Source organism: Litchfieldia stipae, assembly GCF_014837155.1.
In the GTDB taxonomy this organism is placed as follows: domain Bacteria; phylum Bacillota; class Bacilli; order Bacillales; family Bacillaceae_L; genus Litchfieldia.
The window spans coordinates 16,932-41,912 of sequence record NZ_JACYHA010000029.1; the positions used below are offsets into that span (position 1 = coordinate 16,932).

The following is a 24,981-nucleotide window of genomic DNA, read 5'->3' on the forward strand; positions in this document are numbered from 1 at the left end:
TCTTTAAAGCCCAATCGACTCCCCCCTTATACTTAGTTTCTTTTGTTTCCTAATTTTCATATTTGTATTTTTTTTCGTCATTTTTGAAACCCGACCTAATACTGGGATCCCCAATACTTCTTCAGTTTCTCGTGACCCTCTCGTAGTATCATCTAACGAATCTAGGAAAAAGATAAGTCCTATTCCTAATGCAGTTCCTACTACTAAACCAACCATAACTAGTTTATTGGTATTTTTAGCACTTATTGGATATAATGGTTCCACTGCATCTGTCTTAATTTCAATTTCATAGGGATCAACTGGATAGTTCTCTTTACTTGCATTAATAAATACATTTGTCACTGTATTTGCAATGGCAGCCGCTCTAGCAGGATCAGTATCGATTACACTGATTTTTAACATTTGAACGTCTTGTTGTAATGAAATTTTACTATTCAATCCTCCTACACTATCAGGAAAACCTTGAACTTCTAACTCTTCTACAACTTGTTGCAAAAGGAATTCACGTTTTATTAAAGAAATTAGTTTACTAGATACATTTTCATCTGCATTAACTAATGTATCAGTATACGCATTATAAATTGGAACATACGTTACATTGGCATAAAGGCCACCAGCAGTTCCCGCTAATACTGCGAATACAATCATGATCCATACTTTTTGTTTAATAGTATAGAGAATTTTTTTCAGATTAATTTCTTTTTCCACACATTTCACCACTTTAAGAGTATTTGATTAATTATCCTTCAATAAGTTCTTTTTAAAGAACGTTTAAATTAAAATAAATCTATCCATTAAAGTGGATATCGATCTAACTGATTGTTCATTTTGGAAAATTAACCTATACTCATAGTAGTTCTTTTTAAAGAACATGTCAACTCAATATTCATTTTAGATTGAAAATTCAGTTACCAACTTTTTGGGGTTGATCAATACAGTTTACTAATTCTCTAAGCTCTTGAAATGTAATATTTTTTTGTTTCATTTCTTCTAATAAGTGTTGCCAATCAAGTGTGCTATTCCCTTTGCTTTCCTCAAAAAAGTAAGAAATATGTATATTATAGAAAGCCGATAAGCTTTCGAGAAATTCAATCGTTGGTTTGCGTTGCCCTCTTTCAATTTTTGAGAGATTACTATAATTAAAATGTATTGCAGTCCCTAATTCCTTTAATGTCATTCCTTTATCGATCCTTAGATATTTAATTCGTTCACCTAGCTGTTTTGTCAACCATTCACACCTCCAATGCGGTTTGTATCTATTCATAAATTTTTACAAATTTGATTTAATCATACATTTATATTCTGAATCTTTCAACTGTTTTAACGAACATTTTTGTTCTTTATTTTGAACACAAAAAGAATGAGCAGTTTTTGGAACTACTCATTCTCATTCTTATTTCCACCAATTATCAAATACTGTAATTGGTCCTTGTCGTTTATGCTCTGACTTCAAGTAAATTGCTTCTAGGCGTTGCTTACTCTCAGGTTTAATTTCTTTACCTTCTAAATAATCATCAATCTCATCATATGTAATTCCTAATGCCACTTCATCAGGTAAGCCAGGTCGGTCATCTTCTAGATCTGCCGTTGGAGCTTTCATATAAAGTTGTTCAGGTGAACCTAGTTCCTTTAATAACATTTTTCCTTGTCGCTTATTTAAACGGAAGATCGGCACTAAGTCTGCTGCACCATCACCAAATTTAGTAAAGAAGCCAGTAACAGCTTCCGCTGAATGGTCTGTTCCAAGAACTACACCTTTTCTAGCTCCTGCAATACTGAATTGCACCTTCATACGTTCTCGAGCTTTTTCATTTCCCTTCAAGAAGTCGGTTAATTCAATCCCTGCTTCTTTTAAAGCACCAATACTAGCATCAACAGCATTCTTGACATTAACAGTAATTACTTCATCTGGCTCGATAAATGAAATAACAGCCTTCGCGTCATGCTCATCTGCTTGTTCACCATACGGCAAACGGACACCAATAAACGTATATTTCTTTTCACCAACTTCATCATTTAACTCATTTACTGCCATTTGTGCAAGCTTCCCTGTTAAGGTTGAGTCCTGACCAAGAGAAAGTCCTAGGACAAATGTTTCTAGAAACGGATGCTTTAACATATACTCTTTTAAGAAATCAATACTACGACGGATTTCTTCAGTTGGGTTAATTGTAGGTTGTACCTTTAATGCACTAATAATTTCTTTTTGTAAATCACTCATTACTAACACACTCCTTATAAAAAATAGCTTGTCTAGTTTCAATGTTAAAGCTATTCGTGAAATTCTTCACGCAAAAAAAGCCTTTGAACTATAGTGTACCATTTTAACGATTTAAACCAAAGTGTTCGATATAGTAAATATATATTTTCATCATATTTTTACAAAATCCTCTAAAAAAACACGTGCTTTATTCATAAAACTAATAAAAACAGGAGATTTATCCTAAATCAAAAGCAATACTACAAGGAACGTTAGTTGGATTGTGTCGAAAGATTTCGCAAGATTCTACATAATATTCTAACAATTTATACTATATTATAGCTATTAACTACTACTACTGTTTTATATATTAAACAACCAGTATTTGAAGGGCAAACCGTTTGAAAAAGCGGGACGCAAAGTCACAGGTCTAAGGTTGAAAAAACTATGATGGCTGGATTTCCTGGAAATGGGAGGAATATGTGTTGAACAATGTGGTAAATACAGAAAAGATTTTGGACGTTGAATGGATCGCCCTCATACTGGAAGCGAAGGAGATTGGATTAAGTAAGGAAGAAATCCTAACTTTTTTGCGGAAGAGTAGTAAAAAAGGTTAGACCAACACTATACATATAGATAATCCGACTATTACACAACCTTTTTGGGGGTGTTTTCTTTTTTTTATGAAAAAAAAGACGACTTTTTTGTAATCATCTTTTTCTTCTGAATATAATGTTTAGTCCTTCTTTAACAAATCTAAAAGTTCTTGTAGCATTTTGATATTTTGGTTACTCAAATCAGATGTACTCATTCTTTTCGCTAATGCTACAATTTCCTCATTTAATGTATCATTTTCTTTATTTTTTTCCTTTGATAAGAGCACATCAACATCTATATCAAGAGCGGAAGCAATTCTTTCAATGACTGAAATACTAGGGTTCGTTTGTTTTCCCCGTTCAATAAAACTTATGTATGATTTTGATACACCTGATAATTTCGATAGCTTATTGAGTGATATTCCTTTATCGACCCTAATTTCTCTTATAACAGTTCCATTCATTAAGTGCTTCTCCTTTCTATCAGCATGAATCATCTCCTCCAATTAAAATTCATTGTATTTCAACTAGCATAGTTTCTTAATAAATATTCTTTATAAAGAACAACTCGAATTTATTATATCGGATTACAGCTAGTAATGAAAGGGTTTTGTTCTTTATAACGATAAATACATAAAAAAACCTATATAGATTCCAATCTATATAGGTGATTTGATTTAATTTGATTATACAGTTAAGTCAATTTTACTAGTTTTTCCGGTTATCTCTTTATTTTGAAATGCCTTCAAATAATGAAGTGGACGAATAATTGGTTCTGAAGCAATGAACAGCTTTGATTGTGTTAAATCATGATTACAAACTGGGCATAGCCACTCACCAATCTCTGAACTTCCATAAGATGGTTTATTACATCTATTGCATATTTTCTTATACACAATATCGTCCCCTTCTTTTAAATGATTTGAACAATCCAATAACTATGTAATAAAAAAATGTATGTATAACAGATTGATGCAAACAATGATAATCGTTTGATCCACACAGAAGTAATTAAAGTAAGATGGTAGAGAATCACGTATAACAAAGCTGTTAAGAAAATCTTAAGGAGTAGGAAAAATAGCGGGCTAAACTCGTAAAGTACATGCATGATGGGGTTTGCTTCATTTATATGTCCATTTTGAAGTCCGTAGAACGTAAAGATTCCATCAAGTAGATTTAATAAGGCTAAATAATGAAGAATACTTTTCATCACATGAAATCACCGTACACCTTCCATAAAATTACCGAAGACGTTCTTTTTAAAGAACTTTTCTATATGAAAGTATACTGTTAATTCGTTCTATTTGGAAAACACTAAATCCGTTATTTTATTCTTTAAAACGAACGTTTATCTCCTTTTTACGTGGAGATGCTTTAGATTCCATAGCTTTTTCACAAATCCATTTAAAAAGGCCAGATTCCATAGGCTATACCCTGAAATCTGACCTTATATTATTTATTTGTTTTTTCAGTTGCCGTGATTACTAATCCACGCTCTGTTTCTTTAGCAGTGAATGCCACATTGTTTAGATTGCCTTTACCATTAATAGGCTCTTCTTTATCATTTACTAATCCTAGCTGACTCATGAGTTTACTAATTTCTGGTTCTTGAACCTTTTCATCCTTGTTTGTGGCTGCTACTAACAAAAAGAAAGCTGCAATGGTATCTTCAAATTGGTTAAGTGAATCTTCAATGCCATTGACCTCTTCATATTTCTTTACAAGTGAAACCCTTGCTACTTCATTAGTCCCCTCATTAACAATACCTTCTAAGATAAGACCTTCACTTACATTCGTTTTAAATTCGCTATTTTCCACTTGAAGTGATTCTAATCGATATTCACCTGACTCTTCCATTTCAGCTTGAGCTTCATTCCAATTTGTTTGAAATTCTTCTGTTGTGAACCCTAATGATCCTAGCTTAATTATTTTTTCTTCGGTTTGTTGAACCTTTGCCGTAGATTCCTTCTTTTCCTCATCCTTCGCTTTGTCCTTACCACCGCAGGCTGTTAACATCATAAGGGTCATGCATAATAAGACGATGATTAATTTTCTATTTTTCATGTTGTCCTCCTATTAAACGTAACTGTTTTTAATATGTACGTATATATCAATTTCATTCTTCAATTTTCATGATTTTTGAGGATAGGAATTGCAAATAAGTATAAGCTGGATAACTTTTACAAACACTATGTTTATGAGGTGATACCAATGAAGAAATTAATGTTGATTTTATCTTTACTGACAGTTTGTATAATCTCTGAGTTCATCACAAATCAAGTGGTCGTAGCAGAGGAAAAACCAATTCCTAATTATGCGAAATGGGGAGTTCTCGCAATGAAGGAAACAAAGAAGAGATACCCTTTAGCTGATATTAAGGATTATCAGCATATTTGGAGAGAGAACAAGAAAAACGGAACCACCATTGAGCGATTTAAACTATGGTTAAAGGATGGAAATAAAGAATTTGGTGTTTATATCACATTTACTTTTGATACAAAAACAGAGAAACTAAAAGATATTTTATTCGTTGAAACCCCAAATTAAAAAGAGCTAACAACAAATGCTAGCTCTTTACGAATTTACTCTTACCAATTATCAGGAAAATAACCAATTCCTGTTCCAGTTCTCCCTTTATACTCATGGTCATGTACATCCCTAGGATTAGAACTATAAATGACTCCACCAAACTTCACATTAAGAGGATCAATATAATTATTATAAACTCTACCTGAAATTTCATGATAATGGCCACCGTCTTGTGTGGGGATCGCAGGTCCAGTTATTCCATAATATCGATGATAATGATTAGCTTCAAACTTAGTAAGACCTGTGTAATGATGAACATGCTTGTCATCATTACTCCCATTCACATTGAACGTAAAACCGTCAACAATATGGCGATGACCTATTGATTCAGTTGAAAGTGCGTAATAATAATGTGCGTGATGAGGTTTTTTACTCCAATCAACAGCCATAATTATCCACCTTTCATGAAATTAGCCTGCATTTATTTTTTCTGCAAGAACAGCCCAACCGATTGATTTAAATACGTGTGCCCACATATATGGATAATCTCCAATTACCCCGAAGGCTAGAACCTGATATAATTCAGCCGCTAAAAAACTATACATTAATGGTTTCACTACACCTGAAAACATGAAACATCATCACCATCCCGAACAATATAAAACAATTTTATTTATTTTATTTCCAATTTATACCTAATACACCATCTTTCACTTAAGTGATATTCTCCTATATTTATCCTGAAGTTGTAGACAACTGCCTATTCCTTTTATCAGCTAATTACATAATTTATAAATGTAATCACATTTTGAGGAGGTAACTATGATGCACTCTAATCAACGTTTTGGTTTCGGTCCTGCCCCTTTTGGTTTCTATGGTAGAAGACCAATTTATGGTAGACCATTTTACGGTTCACCTTTTGTTGGAGGATTAATAGGAGGACTAGTTGGCAGTACAGTTCTCAACCCGTTTTTTTACACTGGATATCCTTATAGACCACCCTTTTATCCCCCATATCCAGGTGGTTTTTTCTGGTAATTGAAGTTTAAATAAAAAAGACTGTCTCAAACGTGCTAAATCATGCACGTGCTGCTGAGACAGCCCTTTTTTATCTATTCTTCTTTTTGAACATTAGTGAAAAAGCGACTGGCAGAACGCCAAACCATTGTGATGTAAAGGGTGCTCGTTCCGTTTTCTTTCTTTGCTTCGTTTCTCTTCGAAGCTCTTTTGGTTGGTCCATATAACTAACGATTTGTTGGGTCATGAATTTCACATAATCATTTGTGGACATAAGAATAACCACCTTTGGCCTTTTTTATTCATTATCTCCACTTTTTAAGATTTTAAGCGTGTTTTTGATTTCTGTCACAATTTCTTCAACTTTTTTATTTGTTGTATTAATCGTGTAATGTGCTTGCTGATATAAGGGCAACCTACTAGTAAATAAATGAGTTACCTTGCTTTTATCATTTAGTAATGGTCTCGATCCATCAGTTGCAACACGTGCAAATACTTCTTCAAGGTCACAGTATAAGTAAAATACGATCCCATGATTGTTCATCCAACTTCTATTTTCTTCCTGAATGATAATTCCACCACCAGTTGTGATGATTACGTCTTCTGTCGGAAGCTCTTTCAAGTAGGTTCTTTCATACTGTCTAAAAATCTCCTCTCCCTCTTCTGCAAAAATGTCAGGTATTGTTTTTCCAACTTGTTCAACAAGGAATTCATCAGTATCAATAACAGGTAATGTTAAGACATCAGAAAGAGATTTGCCTATTGTTGTTTTACCCGCTCCCATAAATCCAGTTAAATAAATGGCTTTCATAAAAATTCCTCCGACTTTGAGCTATTTTGTAAATCATACAATATTTTTATACAAAATCATACTGAAAACCTTATGTGAGCTATCGCAATTCAATCCAATTTGTTATTGTCTTTTCTGAAAAATCATAGGTAAACCTCACAGAATAGATACCACCATTCTTAGTTGAAGTGGTAACAATCACTAAAGAGGAGGTTGAAGTTAGCGGAGTGATCGTAAATGAGGCATTCCCTTGTTGATATTTCATTATTTGCGTTTCACTTGTATTTGCTGTAGTGTTTGAGGTAACTTTCTTCACGGTTAACATCATTAAATTCTCGAGAACGTATAGGTCCTCTGTGGCATTATTAAATTTCGTTTCTAATAAATACAAGTTAAGCTGATGGATAAAAATAACGATAAACAGTAATGATATGGCAATTGTCGTTGGAAGAATATGTCCTTTTTCATTTTTCATAGGCCATTTACCGTTATACTTGCATAAGTGAAAAATGTCCTTGAATAAGTTTTTCCACTTAAATCAACAATGGTTAACTGAAAACCATTTCGTACAGCTTGGAAATGGATAGATGAAAGGTTTTGTAACAGAATCTCATGTCCTGTATTATTTATCCGTCTTCTTAGTCTGTTTCCATACAGCTCGTATGTTGCATACTGCCCACTTAATGTTTTGATCGTTACTATTTGCTCTGCTACCATTAATTCTTTTGCTTCCTTTACTTCTAGTTTTGTTTGTTGATAAAACACTTCCCATTCTAACTGATTTAATTCAACTTCTTTGGTTTCCTCCATGATCCTTAATGCTGGAGAAATAAGAAGCAGCACAATTAGGGCACACGATAGGGCGATAAGCATCTCTAGTAACGTAAATCCATCCTCATTCGTTCGTATTTGCATATCCGCACCGTTTATTATTTCTTTGGACCTTGTTTTCCCAATTTATACATAGTTCATTTAATTCCTTATCCCATTTCAACTGATAAACCATGTCTTCTACAACTAGGGTCTTATCTACTCTCCTACTATTCTCAAGTATTACGTGCAATAGCTCTTCGTGTAATAACTGATTGGCCTCATTAATGTTTTCAAGGTTTCTTCTTTCGTTTTTCACTAGGAAGTAGTTAGGAAGAAGTGATAAGCACAAAACGAATAAAATATTGATGGATACTAGCATTTCAATTAAAATATAGCCTTTATCACACTTTCGTAACATAAAATCGCCCTCTCCCTAGTTGAAAAACCACATTATATTTTTCACTTTTCTTATACACCACCTGCATTGTACCAGCTTTGCTAATATTACCATTGTTCCTAAATTGGATGGTTGTCCCTAATGTAAGTGGATTTATTGTGATATTTTCATCATAGTTTCTGGAAATCACAACCGTATTCGTTTCAACTAGAATAACTTTATAAGACGACGATGCATGAAAGAAATACACTTTAACAGAATCACTGTGCATAATAGCGTATTGTTGTGAGAGAAGTAGATCATCTGTTAACTGTTCGAAGAAATGTTCAATAATCTTTTCTTCCTGCAATGGAGATAGTTTTAGGAATGGCAGTGTTGTAAGGATGATTAATATGCTAAGAACTAGAAGAGTTTCAATTAGTGTGAAACCTTTTTGATTTTTAACTTTGACTACTGTCAACTTCAACTGTGCCATCGTCATTGATAATAACCTCATCCCCCTTCGGACAGGTTGTATTTTCGATATAGCCCTCTGTTTTTAATTCTTGCATCGTTTTCGGTAATTCTCCCTCTTCCATTTCATATGCTTGTACTTGAGCTTCTACTGTCTTTATAAATGCATCACAGCCCTTTTTATTTATAAACGAATTATGCTTTGTCACATTTGGAATTGCGATCAACAATAATACTGAAATTACGAGCAAAACGATGAGCATCTCGACTAGTGTAAAACCTTTTTGATTCATTTACTTTCCTCCCTATATTGATTCAATTAGATTAAACATCGGTAATAACATGGCAACATACATAAATACAATCATGACGCCTACAAGCGAAAGCAGGACTGGTTGCATAATCGTTAACCCCTTGGTCGTGATTGATTCAATTCTTTGGACTACATACTGGCTATAATGAAATAATTCAACCTCCAACGCCCCATTAGTTTGTCCATGTAAAATAACGAAGGATAGATCATTCGCATAATAGGGTCTGTCACGAATCACCTCATGGAACCGGTGACCTGATATTAATTTTTCCTTTAAGACTACTGCCTCCTCTTGGAAAAAGCGAGAATGCGCCTGAAGCTCAAATAATTCAAGTGACTCATTAATTGAGAGACCACCTTTTAATAAATTACTTAATTGAACTGAAAAAAAATGAGAGTTCCATAACAGCCATAATTCTCTATAAAAAGGGATTTTCAATTTTATGTTTGCTTGAGTGATTGCTGATAAATGTTGGAAAAAGAGTCTGTAATACATAAATACACCAATCATGATGATTAGGAGAATGACCGCAGATACTTTGGAGATCGTGAAAAAACGAAAGATTAGTGAAAGAAAAATCGTTGAATCACTAGCATTCATAGAGGAATACATACTTTGAAATTGAGGGAGAATCAATTGCTCAATCATAATAAACATAACCGTCACAAAGAAGAATAAAAAGACTGGATATCGAATTAGCTTATGCAGCTTCTCTTGATAATCTATTTTTCGCTGAAGGATTGAGCTCCCCTCCCTGAGAGCAAATGAAAGCTCACCGTGCTTTTCAGCAAAATAGAGATAGCTAAGTACATCATGATGGAAATTCATGTCTTTAAATAGTCCATAGACTGAATCCCCTTCTTTTAACAGTTTTATTGAATTCTCAATATGATTTCTAGATGATACACTTAATTGAATTTGTAAAAACTCAATTGCTTGAGAGAGTGCATAGCCTTGATCAAGTAACTCCCCTAACCTCTTCATAAAAATCGTCTGTTCTTTTAGTGGCCACTTATTTTTGCTGATTTTCATATGACCACCTTTCTAGTGCATCAGGATACAGATATCCAAGTGCAATTCCTTTTTTGATCACGTCCCTAAGCTTTTCATAGTGATACTCTGCATTCTCTCCTTTGGCTTCTTTTACTACATTTGTGAGCGCAGTACCATGGAGAATCTCATAAACTCCTGCTCTTCTTGTATGCCTTAATCTTTTACATAACGGTGTACATTTCCCTTCACAATAGGGACAGACCAAATCAATCAATCTTTGCGCAGCAACTGCAATAAGAGTCTGCTCTACTTCCTGGAGAGTTGCGCCAAATTCCAACAACCTATATATCGCTCCTTTTGAATCACGTGTATGCATGGTGGACAGCACTAAGTGCCCTGTTAAAGCAGCTCTGAGTGCAATTTTGGCTGTTTCACTATCACGTATCTCTCCCACCATGATTATGTCTGGATCATGTCTTAGAATCGCTTTTAAGCCTGTTGCATACGTAATCCCTGCTTTTTCATTAACTTGAACCTGAAGTACATCATCTGTTCTTTTTTCAATTGGATCCTCTAATGTAATAATGTTTCGGTTAAAGAGTTTTTTTGATTCATGTAAAAGCGAGTATAAGGTGGTCGTTTTCCCTGACCCAGTTGGCCCTGTAAATATGATTAGCCCATGGGAATATTTTAGTAATGACAAAAGCTTTTTGGATGTGTGTGGAAAAAGGGAAAGCTGAGATAATGGGTGATGATCTTGGTCAAGGAGAATTCGAATGACTAGACTTTCTTGGAAAGCAGTTGGTAAGGTAGAGAGTCGAAGATTGATGGTGATATTACGGTTAATGACTGTTAATGCGCCATTTTGTGGTCGTCTTCGTTCACCAATGTCCATTCCTGCGAGGAATTTGAAATGTGAAATTAATCGTTCACACGTTTCCTTAGAAATCCTATGTTTTTCATAAAGATCACAATCTAGACGGAAATGAACCATCGCCTCATTAGGCCTTGGAACAAAGTGAATATCAGATGCATTCATTAGCAATGCTTCCTCAATCAAACGATCACCTAACCGTTCAATTGTATTCAATGATGATAACACCCCTTTCTTATTTTTTGGTACTAGTAGAGAATTCGTGTTGTTGCTTAAAAATCCTTCCTGATATTTGTTACATTTTAGTGAACTAAAAAAGGGTGCGTTTAACATAACTGCACCCAAAATCACTTTTACTCACCTATTTGTTTTATTTGATCTATCGTATTCGTTATATCCGTTAGAGCCTGAAAGATTTCTGTATTTTCAAGAATAGCTGGATCCAGCTTGCCATCTTCCATATTATTTAGATATAAGTCTATTCCTTCTTCAACCTTTTGGTTATGGGCGACAATTTGCTGATGAAGATCAGCGGCCATCTCTGGGGCTTGTAGACCATTAAATTCCTGCATATCTTGTTTCATATCAACAAGTTTTGTTTCAAGCTCAGTAGCTGCTTCTGGTTCGTTTACAGCTTGTGTGGCAAGTGTTGGCACTTCTTTTGCAAAAGTACCCGCTTTAGATACATACTCTGTTGCTTCTTTTCCATATGATAAGGTGTTATTAACATCCTCAATTAATGAACAACCACTAAGCAGCAACACTGATGTTATAAAAATAACAACCCAACGTTTTTTCATGAAATAGCCTCCATCTTAATATCTTAAACTCATTATTTATCTACGTATGAGTTACATATAAGTTTCATTATACAATCATTCGATGTTTCTTCGCATGAATGTTGATTGTGAAATTCAATTTTATCATATAAGATAGTAAAAATAGTAAAAACGAGAGGGTCATCTAAAATGAATGGACAAAATCGAAAAGATATTACACAAGGAAGCACTGTGAGTATCGTATTAAAGGCAGATCAACGCAGTGGAAAATTAACGAAGGGGATAGTCAAAGACATCCTTACAAAATCAAGTACACATCCACATGGTATTAAAGTAAGACTAACAGACGGACAGGTTGGCCGAGTTAAAGAAATTCATTAACAAAATAAAAAACACAACCAGGGTTTCAATTGCCTGGTTGTGTTTTTTTAAAGCCATATATTTTAAATCAAGGAGGAATCTATACATTTATATGACTTAATAGCTAACTCTATTCCACTAAAATGATTAGTGGAATTTTTTTGATTGGAAACCTCATAAAACTGGGCTAGCTGGATTCGAACCAACGCATGACGGAGTCAAAGTCCGTTGCCTTACCGCTTGGCTATAGCCCATTGAAACAGCTTCATGGTGCTCTTCATTAAGTATGCAACATGAGCTCACATCGTAGAAATAATTGTGGGTAATTATTTCTACATTACTCAGTTTTAAGGTATCAAAATTATTCTTAGAGCTTAAATTAATACCCTTTGTTCAACCGGTGTAATAGTTAGTATGAACGATTCTTATATAAATATACAACGAAATTAAAATCTGCAAAAATCTCTACATAATACAATAGTAAATCCCCTCCCTTTCCAATTTGTCAAAAAAATTCCACATTTACTTTTCTCTTTTTAGCTCATTTTCCACAATTGCAATGTTAATAAAAGGTTGATATATCAAGACTTTCACCATTTATTCAAATGAACACCTCAAAAAAAGCTATTATGTGAAGTTGTGAACAAAAAACAACAAATGGCTTTCCCCCCTGAAATGCAATTCCATAGTAATATTTCCTGTATTATAATGGTATTAATTTAGTAGGGCAGGGGTGAACTTGGGTATGGAACAAACATTAAAAATAACAAATGTATTATCAGATCCAACAAGGTACTATATCTATCAATATGTAACAAAAAGACATTGTGAGGTAACTGTTCAAGAGATTGCAGATTCTTTTAATATACATCCCAACGTTGCACGTTTACATTTATCAAAGCTCGAAGATGTAAATATGCTTGTGTCTGAGACAAAGAAAACAGGAAAAGGTGGAAGACCAAGTAGATTATACCGTCTATCAGATGACACGATTCAGCTTCACTTCCCATATCGTGATTATCAGCTTCTCGCAAAGGTAGCCATTGAAACAATGGCAACTTTAGGGTCAGTGGGGAAAGACGCACTCTATCAAACAGGAAAGAAATTCGGGATTGAACTTATGAAAAATGAAATCCCTTCAAACAAACAGATTGATCAAGACTTCTCTTTTGATGAAAAATTAAGTATGTTAAAGCAAGCTGCGACAATAGCTGGATTCTATCCAGAAGTTAGTCATAATTTTGAGAAGACAAAAATCTTCTTTCACGTAAACAATTGTCCATTTAAGGAATTGGCAAAGGAATATACACAATCAGTATGTGACATGCATTATGCTTTTGTCCAAGGAATGTTTGAAGTTTTATTTGATGATATTGAACTACAACAAGCAGAAAATATGATGCTTGGGTGTGATTCTTGTAGTTATCAAGCTTTTCTTACAAAGTAATATTTACATTTGACTAAATTGTACATTATAATAGTGTAGGATGGAATCAAGGTCAAAGGAGGGGTACATATGGATCGTATGTTCCGAGTATTAGGGTTCTGGACAGGAATCTTTGCTGTTATGTTTTACCTTGGCCATATGGAGCAAACTGCACTATTATTCTTTGGTCAAACAGGATTCTTCATATTGTTAAGTTATCTGAAGTTGTCTGAACGGATGTACATTTACATCTTTGGCGCATATTTAACTATTTTCTTCGTTGCGTTTACATATTGGACAACATTTATGATGACTCCAGGTGGCACACACTAAAAAAAAAGCGATTTCTTAATCGCTTTTTTTTATCCGTTTAGATAAACTTGATTATATTCCCACTATCAATTTCACCTTTTTTCTGAAACATCACATGGAATGACTGACTCATTCCCCCACCCATGATCAACGAGCGGATTGCTCGATTTTGTTTACTTTTTTCAGAAAAAGGATTCGGGTCATGATGCTCCTGCAGAAATTCGAGGATACCAGCTGCTAATAGAAATTCATCCTGCCTCATCTTCACAATAAAATCCAGCTTGTTTTTTTCCCCATAAAAGCGTAATGCGTCGAAGCTAATATGAGTGGTTAAATCCATGTCCCCTGGATGCTGAAGCGGATTTTGTATCATTTCGTGTTTCAAATATCCTCTTAAACTCCCAGCTTGGTGATGTGGCAGCATCCACTCTTCATTTGTATAACCGTAATCAATTGTTATGATAACGCCTCGGTGTATGAAGCGTCCCATTTCCTGTAAATATGAAACCATCGCAAGCGGAACCTCAAATCGTTGCTGTTCACGAAGATTGATTTTTTGACCATTAAGGTAGTCCATAATCTGTTCATCTTCGAGTTGAAAGGGCCTTTCACACAATTTCCCATCCTGATCGATTGAAACCTTAACCTCGCAAATTTGCTGATCTCTTTTTTCTATGATTCTCACTGGGAAGGCATCAAATAATTCATTCGAGATGATAATCCCTTCAAAATAAGGATAGTTCTGTTTCACTTCATCTAGTGATTCAAACTGCTGCACTTGCTTACCTACTGGTAGAAGATCTCTTTGAAGCTGCCTATGATATGGACTTGTTTCAATAATAAGATATGTTACTTTTGAAAATGATCTAGGATCCGCTTTTTCCCACTCATCCAGAATCGCTTTCGCAAAGCGACCATTGCCTGCCCCTATCTCACAAATGATGAAAGGGAGTTTCTGCTTTTTACTAATATCTATTAATACATGGGCAAATAACATTCCAAATACATTGGAGAGATTACTACTAGTAATAAAATCCCCTTGTTTTCCTATCTTTTGAGTAGGTTTCATATAATATCCATGCAAAGGATGATATAAGACTGTATTTATATACTCCTCATATGTAATAGCTCTATCATCCGTTTGTTGAATCTGCTCATATAAAATATTTAGCAACTCATTCTTCATTGTTAAAATCCGTTTAAAAATGGATTAAAGTCCATTTCAGAACCGATCGTTGTTTCAGCTCCATGCCCAGATAGAACAATCGTTTCTTCAGGTAGATTCAGAAGCTTATCATGGATACTTTTCAGTAATTGTTGCTGATTTCCTCCAGGTAGGTCCGTTCTACCAATACTTCCTTGAAAAAGAGCATCTCCAGAAAACACAACTTCTAGCTCTTTTACATAATACGAAAGACTACCTGGTGAATGTCCTGGGGTGTGAAAAAGTGTGAATGAAAATGAACCTACTTTAAATTCACCTTCATTGTGGATTAATTGGTCCGGACCTTGGACAGATACACCACCGTCAGGGATAAAAAACTGAGAACCATTCAAGCTTGGATCATTAAGCCAGCTTTTTTCTTTTTCATGCACATATACTGGAATATCCCAAGCTTTTCTCACATCATCAACAGCTCCAATATGATCAAAGTGTGCATGTGTTAGTAAGACAGCTAATGGCTTTAATTGTTGCTTTTGGATCATCGAAATTAAACGATCACCATCCCCACCAGGATCAAAGATCACACATTCTTTATGATTGTTAGAAAGTAAGTAAGCATTTGTTTGCAAAGGTCCTAAAGGGATTCGTTGCCATTTCATTGTATTTCCTCCATTGCGGTTATTTACCTTATATTTTACACTAATAATAGGCGAGGAAAAAGGAGAAACCATTAGAAGGAGCAAAGACAATGAAAGTGAAATATGGAATTGAGCTGAATGAATTACTAGAAGAGGATGAACTCATTTTTTTAGAAACAATGAACTTAAAGGTTTTTTATGAAGACTTCATGATTGTGACTGAATCAAATATGGATGCGGAAAAGATTCAAGATTTTTTCATAAGTAAAGATAAATTTGAAGAATTTCACAAGCTTATCTATTTACAACATCCAATATTAACTGACTTATTTGAGGACTATGGTTTAATCTTAGAAGGAAATCATTTTCTTCTATTAGATTCAGTTAGTTGTTTCACTTTTGAAGAAGGAAACAAGATAGAAATAGAAATGGCACTATATCAAATAGAGGAATGCCTACTTGCTACTGAAACAATTGATCATATACCGCATTATTTCGTAGATTCAGATCAACAGGAATTAATCGAACGATTTGCCCATGCTTATGAAGTTGAAGTTTCATTTTTTGACCTCGACAAATGGACTGAAAACGATTAAAATAAATATTGAAATATTAACACATTACATATGTTGTATTTTCTCATTTATGGGAAAAATATAAATAAGATTTGACTTTCGTTATAAAGGGGGCTTCTCATAATGGGTACTGTCATTATCTTTGCACTAGTAGCAATTCTTGGTGTTTTTGGATTAATTGGTTCATTGCGTGATAAAAACATATTAGGATTGATGTTTTCATTTGGAGCAATTGTTGTATTCGGCTGGTTCTCAGTCATGACATTCATACATCATGGTCTTCCAGTTGCTCACTAAAAAAAAGCTGACTTTATAAAGTCAGCTTTTTTTTCATAGTTTTGCCTGAACACTTGCAAGCTTATCTTCCATTTTCACTTTTTTATCACGACGATCGTCAATTCTTATGTTTGTAGCAACTCTTTGAATTCCTTGAGAAAATGGAGCTTCATGAATTGCTTGGATGACCTCAAAAAGTGTTGATAACTCACCTTCAATAATCGTATTCATAGGTGTTAATTTATATTCAATTTTCCCTGCTTCTTTATATCCCGCTAAAATCTTTTGAAGATTCGCTACATACTTACTTACACTTGGAGTTTCTGTTCCTATTGGAATGACTGTTACATCCACTATAGCCAATTAAATCGTCCCCTTTTAGTAGTTAATTAATTGTTTAACTGTTTTATTTCTTTTATCAATGATCATTTCATACTGGTAACCATATAATCCAAAATCACCATTTTCTGAAAAGATAATTGGGTAACTGTTCACATCCTGCAAGATGGTAGTCTCTTTTCCATCGATTAATGAATAAGAGGTTAATTCAAACAAATCAGTATAGGTATCATATTCACCAGTACTATAAGGGCGAAATGTCAAAAATTGTTGATCACTTTCGATATACGTATGGTATGGGATGAACCAACTTGAGTAATTTGTTAACAATGGAAACGAATATTCAAATAATTTATCCTTTGAATCTGGCTTACTAAAGCGATAAAAACTATACGATTCAGATTCATTCTGTATTTGCACAGTAAGTAATAAATCCTGATATGTTGAAAAGGAAATAATGTTTCCAATTAAAAGAGTTTCTTCTCCAGTTTGCAAGTCATAACTAAACAGTGGTGCCTCTACTGATGGTTCATCCGCTTCCCACTTCATATAACCAACTGTTGTAGCATCTAACCACTGAACAAAAGGTTCCTTCACATCGGTTGGTTCAATGTTACCAGCTAGTGGATCCATGAGAAAGGTTTGAAAACTCCAATCTTTTTCAAACGATGTAATAAATAATTGCTCCTTTTTATAAGGATTCCATACATATTCAAGATCATACGAATCCGTATTCCATGAATACACCTCTTTGCCTTCTGAATCAATGACAACTAACGCTGCGCTATTTCGTGAATTTGAAGTATGAAGTAAAAATAGAGAGTGGTCTTGGTTTGGCTTAATTGCCAAAATTTGTGAAGTAGTGGAATAGAATTGTTCCTTCTTCCCATCAAAAATATGATACCTATTAATAATTGAATCATCTACCGTATCAGTTATGTACAATATGCTTTCATTATCATACCACCCACCAACTGTATTGAAAGCTTCCCCATTCATGTCAAGAGTCTGTATCTCTTTTGTCTCTCCAAAAAATTCTACAGGAATCGATTGTTTTTCCAACTCTCGTTCTTTTCCATATGGAACCTCACTAACTTCATACAGATGATGAGATGGATTACATCCAACAATGAACAATGTCATCCAAAAGACGAACATCCCTTTCAATCTCATCAACTTTTATTCACCTCTTTACTAATAATACGATTATGAAGGCAATAATGTTTCATTTCAAGCAAAAAAAATGTTTTTTTACGAATATTTTCTTCGTCCCATCAAAGGTGCCAGGCACCACAATTAGGACATAATTTGGCCCGCTTGTGATGCCTGAAATTGGTTACGTATACATTGAGGCCAAGGAGATACCAAGGCTTTGCTCATAAATTTCATCAAATTGTGTAAGAGGCAATGGATTAACTCCTTCTCCTAGCTCAATTGTATATCCTGGTCGCTTATATTCTTGTATAAACCAATCCTTATACCCAGCATGACTATCTATATACCTAACTGCCTTATAGCCACTTACTCGAGCAAATTCATTCACTATCACTTGTGCCTCAGGTGGCTCTAGTCCCTCATATCCCCAATAAATTTCTTTTCCCTGTGTATGGAAAGCTAAAACCCGGTCAAAGTCACGTTTTTTAGTAAGTTCTACCATGGCAATGGCTTCAGGTTCAGTTAATGGTGCCTCACCTGGATAATCCCTTGGTGCTGGTGATTTCGGTTCTTTTCGTTCTTTTTCAATTTCCCAATTTGCAGGGAATTGATTATTCAAGTCAATTCCTCTTATATTAGCCTTCCAATCTTTAAAATCATGGCTCCCTTTGTTTATTTCTAACACGGAGGAACGATGAGGCTCTTCACCTGGTGGACCATTTAATACAAGGTCCACTCCATCTGGATTTAACATAGGTACAATGGAAAGTGTATTTTCGTAGTAAAACGGATCCACGTAAAATCCACGTATTGAACTCATATTTGTTAATGCTAACAAATAGTCATTCACAAATTTCATGATTATAGCAGTCGTTATCCACTCATTTGCATGAAATGAACCATTTAAATGAACCTTTTTTCTCCCCCTACCAATACGAATCTCTGGAATGCTTGAACCTAGCACACTATGGCCGATGATGCTTTGACGTAGAAATGGATATATTTCCAGTAAACTGTTTAGATCTTGTTGTAGTGAACGATAATCATAATTTTTCTTTGTTTGAATAATAGGACGTGTCACTCGTGTAGGAAGAAGGATCCCTTGTCCTATCTGTACGTTTTCTGCATTAATCCCTGGATTGACCAAAAACAAAGCATCTGGTAACAGATTCTGTTTTCTAGCAAGACTCCACAAGGTATCCCCTCGTTTAATAGAATACGTTTGTATAACAAAACCAGGGATATTAACCTCAGATCCCACTTGAAGCTGTTGTATATTTAATCCTCTGTTAGAATCAATGATTAACTGTAATGGCAGACCATAAATCTGACTATAATACCAGAAAGAATCTCCTAATCTAACTTGTACTTTCATCATCATCCCCCTCTTCATCTCTTTCTTCTTACAATATGAAAGGAGGAATTAAATTATAACAACTGTACAGAGCCACGATTGATACAAGAAAAAAGAGGCATCCAAACGGATAGCCTCATTTTCACTACTACCTATTTAATCGCATTCTCTAACTCTTCATTATATGTTGTGCCTTCATAGAAACGTAATAAATCACCATAGATAATTTGATCAGAGTATTCTAATTCCCTACTAGCCTTATCAAAATAAGGTTCACAGTTAGATTCCTCTATTTCTTCACCAGTTTCCTTATCATAACATGTAGATTTTGTATAAACATAATCATCCGTTATGAAACTACCATCACGAAGAACGGTGAATGAGACTTTTTGTCCTGAGAATAAATCAGTACCAAAATGAATATCATTCTTTGTATTAATGCCCAACATGTGTAAAATTGTTGGCTTAAGATCGATTTGTCCTGCTACATCTGAGATTAGCTTTGAATTTTCACCATCTGTAACACCAGGGATGTGAATGATTAAAGGTACACGCTGTAATTGAACTGAATCAAATGGAGTGATTTCTTTTCCAAGAAATTCTCCCATAGCTACATTATGATTCTCAGATATACCATAATGATCACCATAGAAAATTAAAATCGAATTTTCATATAAACCTTCGTCTTTTAATTTTTGAATAAAATGTTTAACTGCTTCATCTTGATATCTAACTGTAGGAATATATCTATTTAATGTTTTACTTCTTGTATCAAGTTCATCAATTTGTTTATCTTCTTCTCCTAATTCAAAAGGAAAATGATTCGTTAATGTGATTAACTTTGAATAAAATGGTTGAGGCTGAGTTTTCATTAAATCCACAGATTGTTCAAAAAACTCCTTATCCTTCAATCCCCATCCAACCGAGTTCTCTTCATTCACCTCATAGCTCTCAATATCAAAGAACTTATCGTAGCCTAGAGATTCATACATAATATCACGGTTCCAGAAGCTCTTATTATTGGCATGTAAAACCGATGAATAGTATCCAAATTCTTTAATAATCTCAGGTGTTGCAGTAAATTCATTACTTCCATGAGTAAAGAAAACAGCTCCTCTTCCTAATGGATAAAGAGAGTTATCTAGAATAAACTCTGAGTCAGAGGTTTTTCCTTGTGCTGTTTGATGATAAAAGTTCTCGTAATAGTAGCTATCCTCAATTAAATCATTTAAAAACGGAGTAATTTCTTCTCCATTAACCGTTTCATTGATAACAAAGCTTTGCGTTGATTCTAATGAGACTAGAATAATATTTTTTCCATTCGCAATATTAAACATCTCTTCATCCGGTTTCTTATAATTAGCATTGAAATAATTTTCAATATCTACGAAGTTACTGCTATCGGCTAATGCTCTTTGTGCCGAAGACTTTGACTGTAAAACAATGTCGTAAATATGATAATTATAGGTTCCTATATTCTTAATAAGAATTTCACGGTCAAATGTACGAGTTAATAATTGTGGACGTTCTGTTTCTGATAAGCCTAGATTGAAGAAGAATAAAGCCGCAACCATAAGATAGTAATATCTTCTTTCTTTTCTCGAAACCGATTCAATTCTTGCTAAATTAGGTTTAAAGAAATACAATGCAACTAGAATTAGAACATCTGCGAATAGCAAAAGATCACTAAACTTAAATAGCTCTGTGAAGCTACTACCTAAGTCAGCCATGTTTTTCGTTTGAAGCAATACTGGAATGGTGATAAAGTCGTTAAAGAAACGATAAAAAACGACATTTGCAAAAAGAATGGCTGAAGACAAGAACGACACAATGATAATATAGCCGCTTCTTCGCTTTTCTTTCATAAATAAAGAGATACCAAAAACCAGTAAAAGAAAGCTTAGTGGATTGATAAACAGAATGAATTCTTGCATCCAAGACTCTATTTTTATATCAAACCTAGTTTTATATACTATATACGTTTTAATCCACATAAAAACTGTCGCTAATAATAAAAATTGTAATTTTGGAAATGATGATTTATTCATCTAATAAACCTCCTTGACTCTTCCAACCCGCTCAAAAAACATTTTCCATATTTAGGGTATTGAAAAGGCTACAAATAATATTAATACTTTTTTTACATAAAATCAATGTTCAGTAGTTGTACATAATAACTAGAAGTTTACTAGTCTTTTACATTTATTACACATATTAGACGTACAAGTCACTTGAAAGTTTCATAATAAATCAATGTTTTAATACTCAGAATATTACATAAAATAACCAAATCCTTTATGTAACAGCTATGTAAGTGGTTTCATCCATAATAAATTTCTTGATGATAATTAAATTTAAATTACATTTTTATCCATTTTTCAATTGTAATAGCTTTAAATTTTATTACAGTTAGATTAAAAAAAATGGGCAAAAAAAGAGAACTCATCAGAATTCTCTTTGTTGTAGTCTATAATTTTGTCTTAGCAATCCAGGCTCCACCAATAACTCCTGCATCATTACCTAATTGAGCAATTGTGAATGTTGCTCCAGCACCAACTCTTGGAAATACAAATCGTTTGAACTGTTCACGTACTGGGTTTAGTAAATCCTCCCCTGCTTTTGACACTCCGCCACCAATAACAATCTTCTCTGGATTTAATCCATTCGCTAAATTCGCAAGCGCAAAACCAAGATGGAAAGCGACTTGATCCACCACATCTTTTGCGATTGGATCATTTTCTGCTAGCGCATCAAAAACCATTTTTGAAGTCATTTGGCCGTTTTGTTCAAATAGGTCACGTAATCTGGATTCCTCTGTAGAGTCCTTAAGTGCCTGTACAGCCAGTCTTGAGATTCCAGTAGCAGAGGCAACTGTCTCTAAGCAACCCGTTTTTCCACAATTGCATGGTGAACCACCTTCCGGAATGGCTGTAATATGACCTATTTCTCCACCTGCTCCGTTAACACCATGAACAACTTCACCATTTGAAATAATTCCACCACCGACACCTGTTCCTAATGTGACACAAATGAGATCTTTTGAACCGTCACCTGCTCCCTTCCACATTTCTCCTAGAGCAGCAATATTAGCATCATTGTCAATGACTGCAGGCAATCCAGTCTCTAATTCTAGGTGTGACTTTAATTGATAGTCCTTCCAACCGAGATTAACCGCTTCATATATAAGTCCAGTTTCCATGTTAACTGGTCCTGGTGCACCCATACCGATCCCAGCTAATTTAGCCTTTGTCTCTTTTAATTCATCAAGCTTTATATCAATCGCTTTTGCGATATCAACGACAATTGTCTCTTTATTCGTATCTATTTCCCACTTAGTAATAAATTCTCCATATTGATTGATGAAAGCCATTTTAATTGTTGTTCCACCAAGATCAATTCCTACTAACCATTTCTCATTCATTTCATTCAACATCCTTTAATTATGTATTTCTTAGTTATATTTCTTCATTTCTTGCATCAGGATCAATAATGCCATTTGGTAGTCCTTAGGTTCGAGTAGCTGTGATTGATACAGCTCACGTATTTCCATTTCCATCATTTCCAAATCAGCGATTTTATCACCAGTGTAAATAAAAGATCCATATTTTTTAAGCATATTTCGTATGTCTAACATCGTTTTCAAAAGATCACCTTCTCGCTGTTCAAACGCTCACATCATTAGATTAGATGAAATAAAGCGCTTTAGCAAGTGTTCTTTGCACAAAATTATGCCATTTTTAAGTCAATTATGGAATCCATCTCATAATAAGTACAAAAACAGGTGATCTTTTTGCAAAGAATTCACCTGTTTTATTAAAATACATATTTGTTTTACTTATCAGGATCTTGTGGATGGATAATTCTTGGTCTCCTCCGTTTAAGAGGGATAGGTGCACGTACAAGCACACTAATAAACTCACGGAATGAAAATGGAATAAATGGCCATAAGTATGGGACATTAAATGATTTCATTCTTGCTAACATAATAATAAATAGAACGACTCCTACTACATAACCAATTACACCTAAACACGCTGTAATAATCAGTAAGACAATTCTAACCAATCGATTCGCTAAGCTAATTTCATAACTTGGAGTGGCAAAGGTTCCAATTGCTGCAATTGATAAATATAAGACAACTTCATTTGAGAACAACCCAACGGCCACCGCTACTTGACCAATCATAATGGCTGCAACTAATCCAAGTGCTGTCGCTAAGGAATTGGGGGTATGTATGGCAGCCATTCTCAGCATATCAATACCAACCTCAATCAAGAGAAACTGTAATATTATTGGAACTTGTCCTGTTTCGTTCGGACCAATGAATTTTAATGCTTCTGGTAATAAATCTGTGTTAGTTGCAAACAAATACCATAGTGGTAATAAAAAGATGGATGCCCATACTGCTAAATATCGGACAAGTCTTAAATACGCACCAACAATGGGTTTATTTCTATATTCTTCCGCATGCTGTAAATGATGCCAAAAGGTTGTTGGTGTAATTAAAACACTTGGTGAACCATCTACCATAATTATAATATGTCCTTCAAATAAATGCGCAGCTGCTGTGTCAGGTCTCTCGGTGTAACGTACAACCGGGTATGGATTATAATGTCGTCCCGAGATATACTCTTCAATTGTTTTTTCACCCATTGGTAAGCCATCAGTATCAATTTTTGTAATAGCTTTTTTAACTGATTCAATATGTTCTGGATCAGCTATGTCCTCTATATAACTAATAACAATATCTGTCTTTGATCGACGACCGACCTGTAGATATTCCATCCTAAGTGAGCGGTCTCTTACTCTTCTACGTGTTAAGGCTGTATTAAATACGATGGTTTCTACATATCCATCACGTGCACCTCGAACAACTCGTTCAATGTCCGGCTCTTCTATTCCTCTAACAGGGTAAGTTCTTGCATCAATCATGATTACATGGTCAATGCCATCCACAACAAGTGCTGTTGGCCCTGCTAACACTCCATCGACAACTTTGTCTAAATCATTTTGTTTTTCAACTTCAACATAAGGAATGTATTTTTTTATTAGCTTATCAAGCGTATTCCCATCTAAACTTTCAGCATCTTGTTGTAATAAAAACTTTTGCAATAAATGTAGAATGTCATCTTTAATTAATCCATCCACAACAAACATCGCCATATTTCTACCGGCATATTCTTCTAATTCAATATGCATGATATCAAAACTTTTATCGACACCAAGGTTTTCCTTTAGGAATGCAACATTATCCTCTAATTTCGTCGAAACGAGATTTGTAATTTTATCTTGTTCTTCCATAAACACAACTCCAATCTATCGTAAAAGGGACGTTTCAGTACTATGCACCCTTACGCTGTTACAGACTCTCGTAAGTTGAGAGGCCTAAATATATATTCACCTCATCTTTATACACTTAAAATAATGGAAATATACATGGAGGAAGGCTGTTTTTCGTATATATTGTTGCTTTTAATACCGCAGCCTGAATACACTCCGCGTCCTGTGGGGTGACCGGTGAGCCTCCTGATATGAACGAAACTGTCAAGGCTCCCACTCTAAATTATGATTTACGTTCTTTTTGGGCAACTCTAATAAGAGCAGTTATTTTCTGCTTCTTTACTTT

At 34.5% G+C, this 24,981-nt stretch carries 36 protein-coding genes, 1 tRNA gene and 1 riboswitch; of the genes, 8 read left to right on the plus strand and 29 right to left on the minus strand.

The window, feature by feature from the left end:
• Positions 1-3: 3 nt before the first annotated feature.
• The 3 genes from F7888_RS20585 to nadE all read right to left on the minus strand — a co-directional run bounded on the left by F7888_RS20585 (position 4) and on the right by nadE (position 2,221).
• Complete coding sequence (locus tag F7888_RS20585; RefSeq protein ID WP_191782945.1) at positions 4-708, minus strand: YveK family protein; 705 nt, start codon at positions 706-708, stop codon at positions 4-6.
• Between the two features lie 196 nt (positions 709-904).
• The gene (locus F7888_RS20590) at positions 905-1,228 is read right to left on the minus strand and encodes a helix-turn-helix domain-containing protein (RefSeq protein ID WP_191782947.1); all 324 of its coding nucleotides are present in this window, start codon (positions 1,226-1,228) and stop codon (positions 905-907) included.
• A gap of 165 nt (positions 1,229-1,393) precedes the next feature.
• A complete protein-coding gene (gene nadE / locus F7888_RS20595) occupies positions 1,394-2,221 on the minus strand; it encodes an ammonia-dependent NAD(+) synthetase (RefSeq protein WP_191782949.1) in 828 nt (275 codons plus the stop codon).
• Positions 2,222-2,581: 360 nt separating this feature from the next.
• Positions 2,582-2,667, plus strand: a riboswitch (cyclic di-GMP riboswitch).
• A gap of 27 nt (positions 2,668-2,694) precedes the next feature.
• Between nadE and F7888_RS20600 the strand changes: the two genes are divergently transcribed.
• Complete coding sequence (locus tag F7888_RS20600; RefSeq protein WP_191783017.1) at positions 2,695-2,817, plus strand: anti-repressor SinI family protein; 123 nt, start codon at positions 2,695-2,697, stop codon at positions 2,815-2,817.
• A gap of 119 nt (positions 2,818-2,936) precedes the next feature.
• Here the strand turns inward: F7888_RS20600 and F7888_RS20605 are convergent, their stop codons facing one another.
• The 4 genes from F7888_RS20605 to F7888_RS20620 all read right to left on the minus strand — a co-directional run bounded on the left by F7888_RS20605 (position 2,937) and on the right by F7888_RS20620 (position 4,860).
• Complete coding sequence (locus F7888_RS20605) at positions 2,937-3,260, minus strand: helix-turn-helix domain-containing protein (RefSeq protein WP_191782951.1); 324 nt, start codon at positions 3,258-3,260, stop codon at positions 2,937-2,939.
• 222 nt (positions 3,261-3,482) lie between these two features.
• The gene (locus F7888_RS20610; protein WP_191782953.1) at positions 3,483-3,692 is read right to left on the minus strand and encodes a hypothetical protein; all 210 of its coding nucleotides are present in this window, start codon (positions 3,690-3,692) and stop codon (positions 3,483-3,485) included.
• A gap of 17 nt (positions 3,693-3,709) precedes the next feature.
• Positions 3,710-4,006, minus strand: a complete 297-nt coding sequence (locus F7888_RS20615; RefSeq protein ID WP_191782955.1) for a DUF5658 family protein — start codon at positions 4,004-4,006, stop codon at positions 3,710-3,712.
• Between the two features lie 242 nt (positions 4,007-4,248).
• Entirely contained in the window at positions 4,249-4,860 is a 612-nt protein-coding gene (locus F7888_RS20620) for a hypothetical protein (protein ID WP_191782957.1), read from the minus strand.
• 147 nt (positions 4,861-5,007) lie between these two features.
• Between F7888_RS20620 and F7888_RS20625 the strand changes: the two genes are divergently transcribed.
• On the plus strand, positions 5,008-5,343 hold the full coding sequence (locus F7888_RS20625) for a YqzG/YhdC family protein (protein ID WP_191782959.1): 336 nt from the start codon (positions 5,008-5,010) through the stop codon (positions 5,341-5,343).
• 41 nt (positions 5,344-5,384) lie between these two features.
• On the opposite strand, the gene F7888_RS20630 is transcribed toward F7888_RS20625, so the two are convergent.
• Together F7888_RS20630 and F7888_RS20635 are read right to left on the minus strand one after the other, a co-directional pair.
• On the minus strand, positions 5,385-5,774 hold the full coding sequence (locus F7888_RS20630) for a YmaF family protein (protein WP_191782961.1): 390 nt from the start codon (positions 5,772-5,774) through the stop codon (positions 5,385-5,387).
• A 21-nt stretch (positions 5,775-5,795) separates the two neighbouring features.
• On the minus strand, positions 5,796-5,957 hold the full coding sequence (locus tag F7888_RS20635; protein ID WP_191782963.1) for a hypothetical protein: 162 nt from the start codon (positions 5,955-5,957) through the stop codon (positions 5,796-5,798).
• Positions 5,958-6,147: 190 nt separating this feature from the next.
• Here F7888_RS20635 and F7888_RS20640 point away from each other — a divergent pair, with 190 nt between their 5' ends.
• Positions 6,148-6,363, plus strand: a complete 216-nt coding sequence (locus F7888_RS20640) for a hypothetical protein (RefSeq protein WP_191782965.1) — start codon at positions 6,148-6,150, stop codon at positions 6,361-6,363.
• 70 nt (positions 6,364-6,433) lie between these two features.
• On the opposite strand, the gene F7888_RS20645 is transcribed toward F7888_RS20640, so the two are convergent.
• The 10 genes from F7888_RS20645 to F7888_RS20690 all read right to left on the minus strand — a co-directional run bounded on the left by F7888_RS20645 (position 6,434) and on the right by F7888_RS20690 (position 11,776).
• Positions 6,434-6,616, minus strand: coding sequence for a YqzE family protein (locus F7888_RS20645; protein ID WP_191782967.1), 183 nt, complete (start codon positions 6,614-6,616; stop codon positions 6,434-6,436).
• Positions 6,617-6,640: 24 nt separating this feature from the next.
• Complete coding sequence (locus F7888_RS20650; protein ID WP_191782969.1) at positions 6,641-7,153, minus strand: shikimate kinase; 513 nt, start codon at positions 7,151-7,153, stop codon at positions 6,641-6,643.
• Between the two features lie 79 nt (positions 7,154-7,232).
• Entirely contained in the window at positions 7,233-7,607 is a 375-nt protein-coding gene (gene comGG, locus F7888_RS20655; protein ID WP_191782971.1) for a competence type IV pilus minor pilin ComGG, read from the minus strand.
• The gene (gene comGF, locus F7888_RS20660) at positions 7,604-8,047 is read right to left on the minus strand and encodes a competence type IV pilus minor pilin ComGF (RefSeq protein WP_191783019.1); all 444 of its coding nucleotides are present in this window, start codon (positions 8,045-8,047) and stop codon (positions 7,604-7,606) included. The genes comGG and comGF overlap by 4 nt, the downstream gene beginning before the upstream one ends.
• Positions 8,028-8,363, minus strand: a complete 336-nt coding sequence (locus tag F7888_RS20665; protein WP_191782973.1) for a type II secretion system protein — start codon at positions 8,361-8,363, stop codon at positions 8,028-8,030. The genes comGF and F7888_RS20665 overlap by 20 nt, the downstream gene beginning before the upstream one ends.
• Positions 8,347-8,823: a competence type IV pilus minor pilin ComGD gene (comGD, locus tag F7888_RS20670; RefSeq protein ID WP_191782975.1), complete on the minus strand. Its 477-nt coding sequence runs from the start codon at positions 8,821-8,823 to the stop codon at positions 8,347-8,349. The genes F7888_RS20665 and comGD overlap by 17 nt, the downstream gene beginning before the upstream one ends.
• A complete protein-coding gene (gene comGC, locus F7888_RS20675) occupies positions 8,783-9,088 on the minus strand; it encodes a competence type IV pilus major pilin ComGC (RefSeq protein ID WP_191782977.1) in 306 nt (101 codons plus the stop codon). Before comGC ends, comGD begins: the two co-directional genes overlap by 41 nt.
• A 12-nt stretch (positions 9,089-9,100) precedes the next feature.
• Positions 9,101-10,141, minus strand: coding sequence for a competence type IV pilus assembly protein ComGB (gene comGB / locus F7888_RS20680; RefSeq protein WP_191782979.1), 1,041 nt, complete (start codon positions 10,139-10,141; stop codon positions 9,101-9,103).
• Entirely contained in the window at positions 10,122-11,192 is a 1,071-nt protein-coding gene (gene comGA / locus F7888_RS20685; RefSeq protein WP_191782981.1) for a competence type IV pilus ATPase ComGA, read from the minus strand. The genes comGB and comGA overlap by 20 nt, the downstream gene beginning before the upstream one ends.
• A 137-nt stretch (positions 11,193-11,329) precedes the next feature.
• Positions 11,330-11,776, minus strand: a complete 447-nt coding sequence (locus F7888_RS20690; protein ID WP_191782983.1) for a DUF6376 family protein — start codon at positions 11,774-11,776, stop codon at positions 11,330-11,332.
• 168 nt (positions 11,777-11,944) lie between these two features.
• On the opposite strand from F7888_RS20690, the gene F7888_RS20695 reads away from it, so the two are divergent.
• Complete coding sequence (locus F7888_RS20695; protein WP_191782985.1) at positions 11,945-12,136, plus strand: YwbE family protein; 192 nt, start codon at positions 11,945-11,947, stop codon at positions 12,134-12,136.
• Between the two features lie 161 nt (positions 12,137-12,297).
• Here the strand turns inward: F7888_RS20695 and F7888_RS20700 are convergent.
• A tRNA-Gln gene (locus tag F7888_RS20700) sits at positions 12,298-12,369 on the minus strand.
• Positions 12,370-12,860: 491 nt separating this feature from the next.
• Here F7888_RS20700 and F7888_RS20705 point away from each other — a divergent pair.
• Entirely contained in the window at positions 12,861-13,562 is a 702-nt protein-coding gene (locus F7888_RS20705; protein ID WP_191782987.1) for a helix-turn-helix transcriptional regulator, read from the plus strand.
• 69 nt (positions 13,563-13,631) lie between these two features.
• Positions 13,632-13,874, plus strand: coding sequence for a DUF2626 domain-containing protein (locus tag F7888_RS20710; protein WP_090855253.1), 243 nt, complete (start codon positions 13,632-13,634; stop codon positions 13,872-13,874).
• 37 nt (positions 13,875-13,911) lie between these two features.
• Here F7888_RS20710 and F7888_RS20715 read toward each other — a convergent pair whose 3' ends face one another.
• The gene (locus tag F7888_RS20715; RefSeq protein ID WP_191782990.1) at positions 13,912-15,039 is read right to left on the minus strand and encodes a class I SAM-dependent methyltransferase; all 1,128 of its coding nucleotides are present in this window, start codon (positions 15,037-15,039) and stop codon (positions 13,912-13,914) included.
• Between the two features lie 2 nt (positions 15,040-15,041).
• Positions 15,042-15,677: an MBL fold metallo-hydrolase gene (locus tag F7888_RS20720; protein ID WP_191782993.1), complete on the minus strand. Its 636-nt coding sequence runs from the start codon at positions 15,675-15,677 to the stop codon at positions 15,042-15,044.
• 89 nt (positions 15,678-15,766) lie between these two features.
• Here F7888_RS20720 and F7888_RS20725 point away from each other — a divergent pair, with 89 nt between their 5' ends.
• Both F7888_RS20725 and F7888_RS20730 read left to right on the plus strand, forming a co-directional pair.
• Positions 15,767-16,252, plus strand: a complete 486-nt coding sequence (locus tag F7888_RS20725) for a hypothetical protein (protein ID WP_191782995.1) — start codon at positions 15,767-15,769, stop codon at positions 16,250-16,252.
• A 102-nt stretch (positions 16,253-16,354) separates the two neighbouring features.
• Entirely contained in the window at positions 16,355-16,528 is a 174-nt protein-coding gene (locus F7888_RS20730; RefSeq protein ID WP_191782997.1) for a DUF2759 domain-containing protein, read from the plus strand.
• Between the two features lie 33 nt (positions 16,529-16,561).
• On the opposite strand, the gene F7888_RS20735 is transcribed toward F7888_RS20730, so the two are convergent.
• The 7 genes from F7888_RS20735 to F7888_RS20765 form a co-directional block, all read right to left on the minus strand.
• Positions 16,562-16,870 (minus strand): MTH1187 family thiamine-binding protein, encoded by a 309-nt coding sequence (locus F7888_RS20735; protein ID WP_191782999.1) that lies wholly within the window; start codon positions 16,868-16,870, stop codon positions 16,562-16,564.
• Positions 16,871-16,885: 15 nt separating this feature from the next.
• Positions 16,886-18,019, minus strand: a complete 1,134-nt coding sequence (locus tag F7888_RS20740; protein WP_412096024.1) for a YqgU-like beta propeller domain-containing protein — start codon at positions 18,017-18,019, stop codon at positions 16,886-16,888.
• Positions 18,020-18,182: 163 nt separating this feature from the next.
• Positions 18,183-19,376, minus strand: a complete 1,194-nt coding sequence (locus F7888_RS20745) for a M14 family metallopeptidase (protein WP_191783003.1) — start codon at positions 19,374-19,376, stop codon at positions 18,183-18,185.
• A 131-nt stretch (positions 19,377-19,507) separates the two neighbouring features.
• Positions 19,508-21,403: an LTA synthase family protein gene (locus F7888_RS20750; protein ID WP_191783005.1), complete on the minus strand. Its 1,896-nt coding sequence runs from the start codon at positions 21,401-21,403 to the stop codon at positions 19,508-19,510.
• Positions 21,404-21,822: 419 nt separating this feature from the next.
• Positions 21,823-22,776: an ROK family glucokinase gene (locus F7888_RS20755; protein WP_191783007.1), complete on the minus strand. Its 954-nt coding sequence runs from the start codon at positions 22,774-22,776 to the stop codon at positions 21,823-21,825.
• 30 nt (positions 22,777-22,806) lie between these two features.
• A complete protein-coding gene (locus F7888_RS20760) occupies positions 22,807-22,989 on the minus strand; it encodes a YqgQ family protein (protein ID WP_191783021.1) in 183 nt (60 codons plus the stop codon).
• 197 nt (positions 22,990-23,186) lie between these two features.
• On the minus strand, positions 23,187-24,656 hold the full coding sequence (locus F7888_RS20765) for a spore germination protein (protein ID WP_191783009.1): 1,470 nt from the start codon (positions 24,654-24,656) through the stop codon (positions 23,187-23,189).
• Positions 24,657-24,981: the final 325 nt, after the last annotated feature.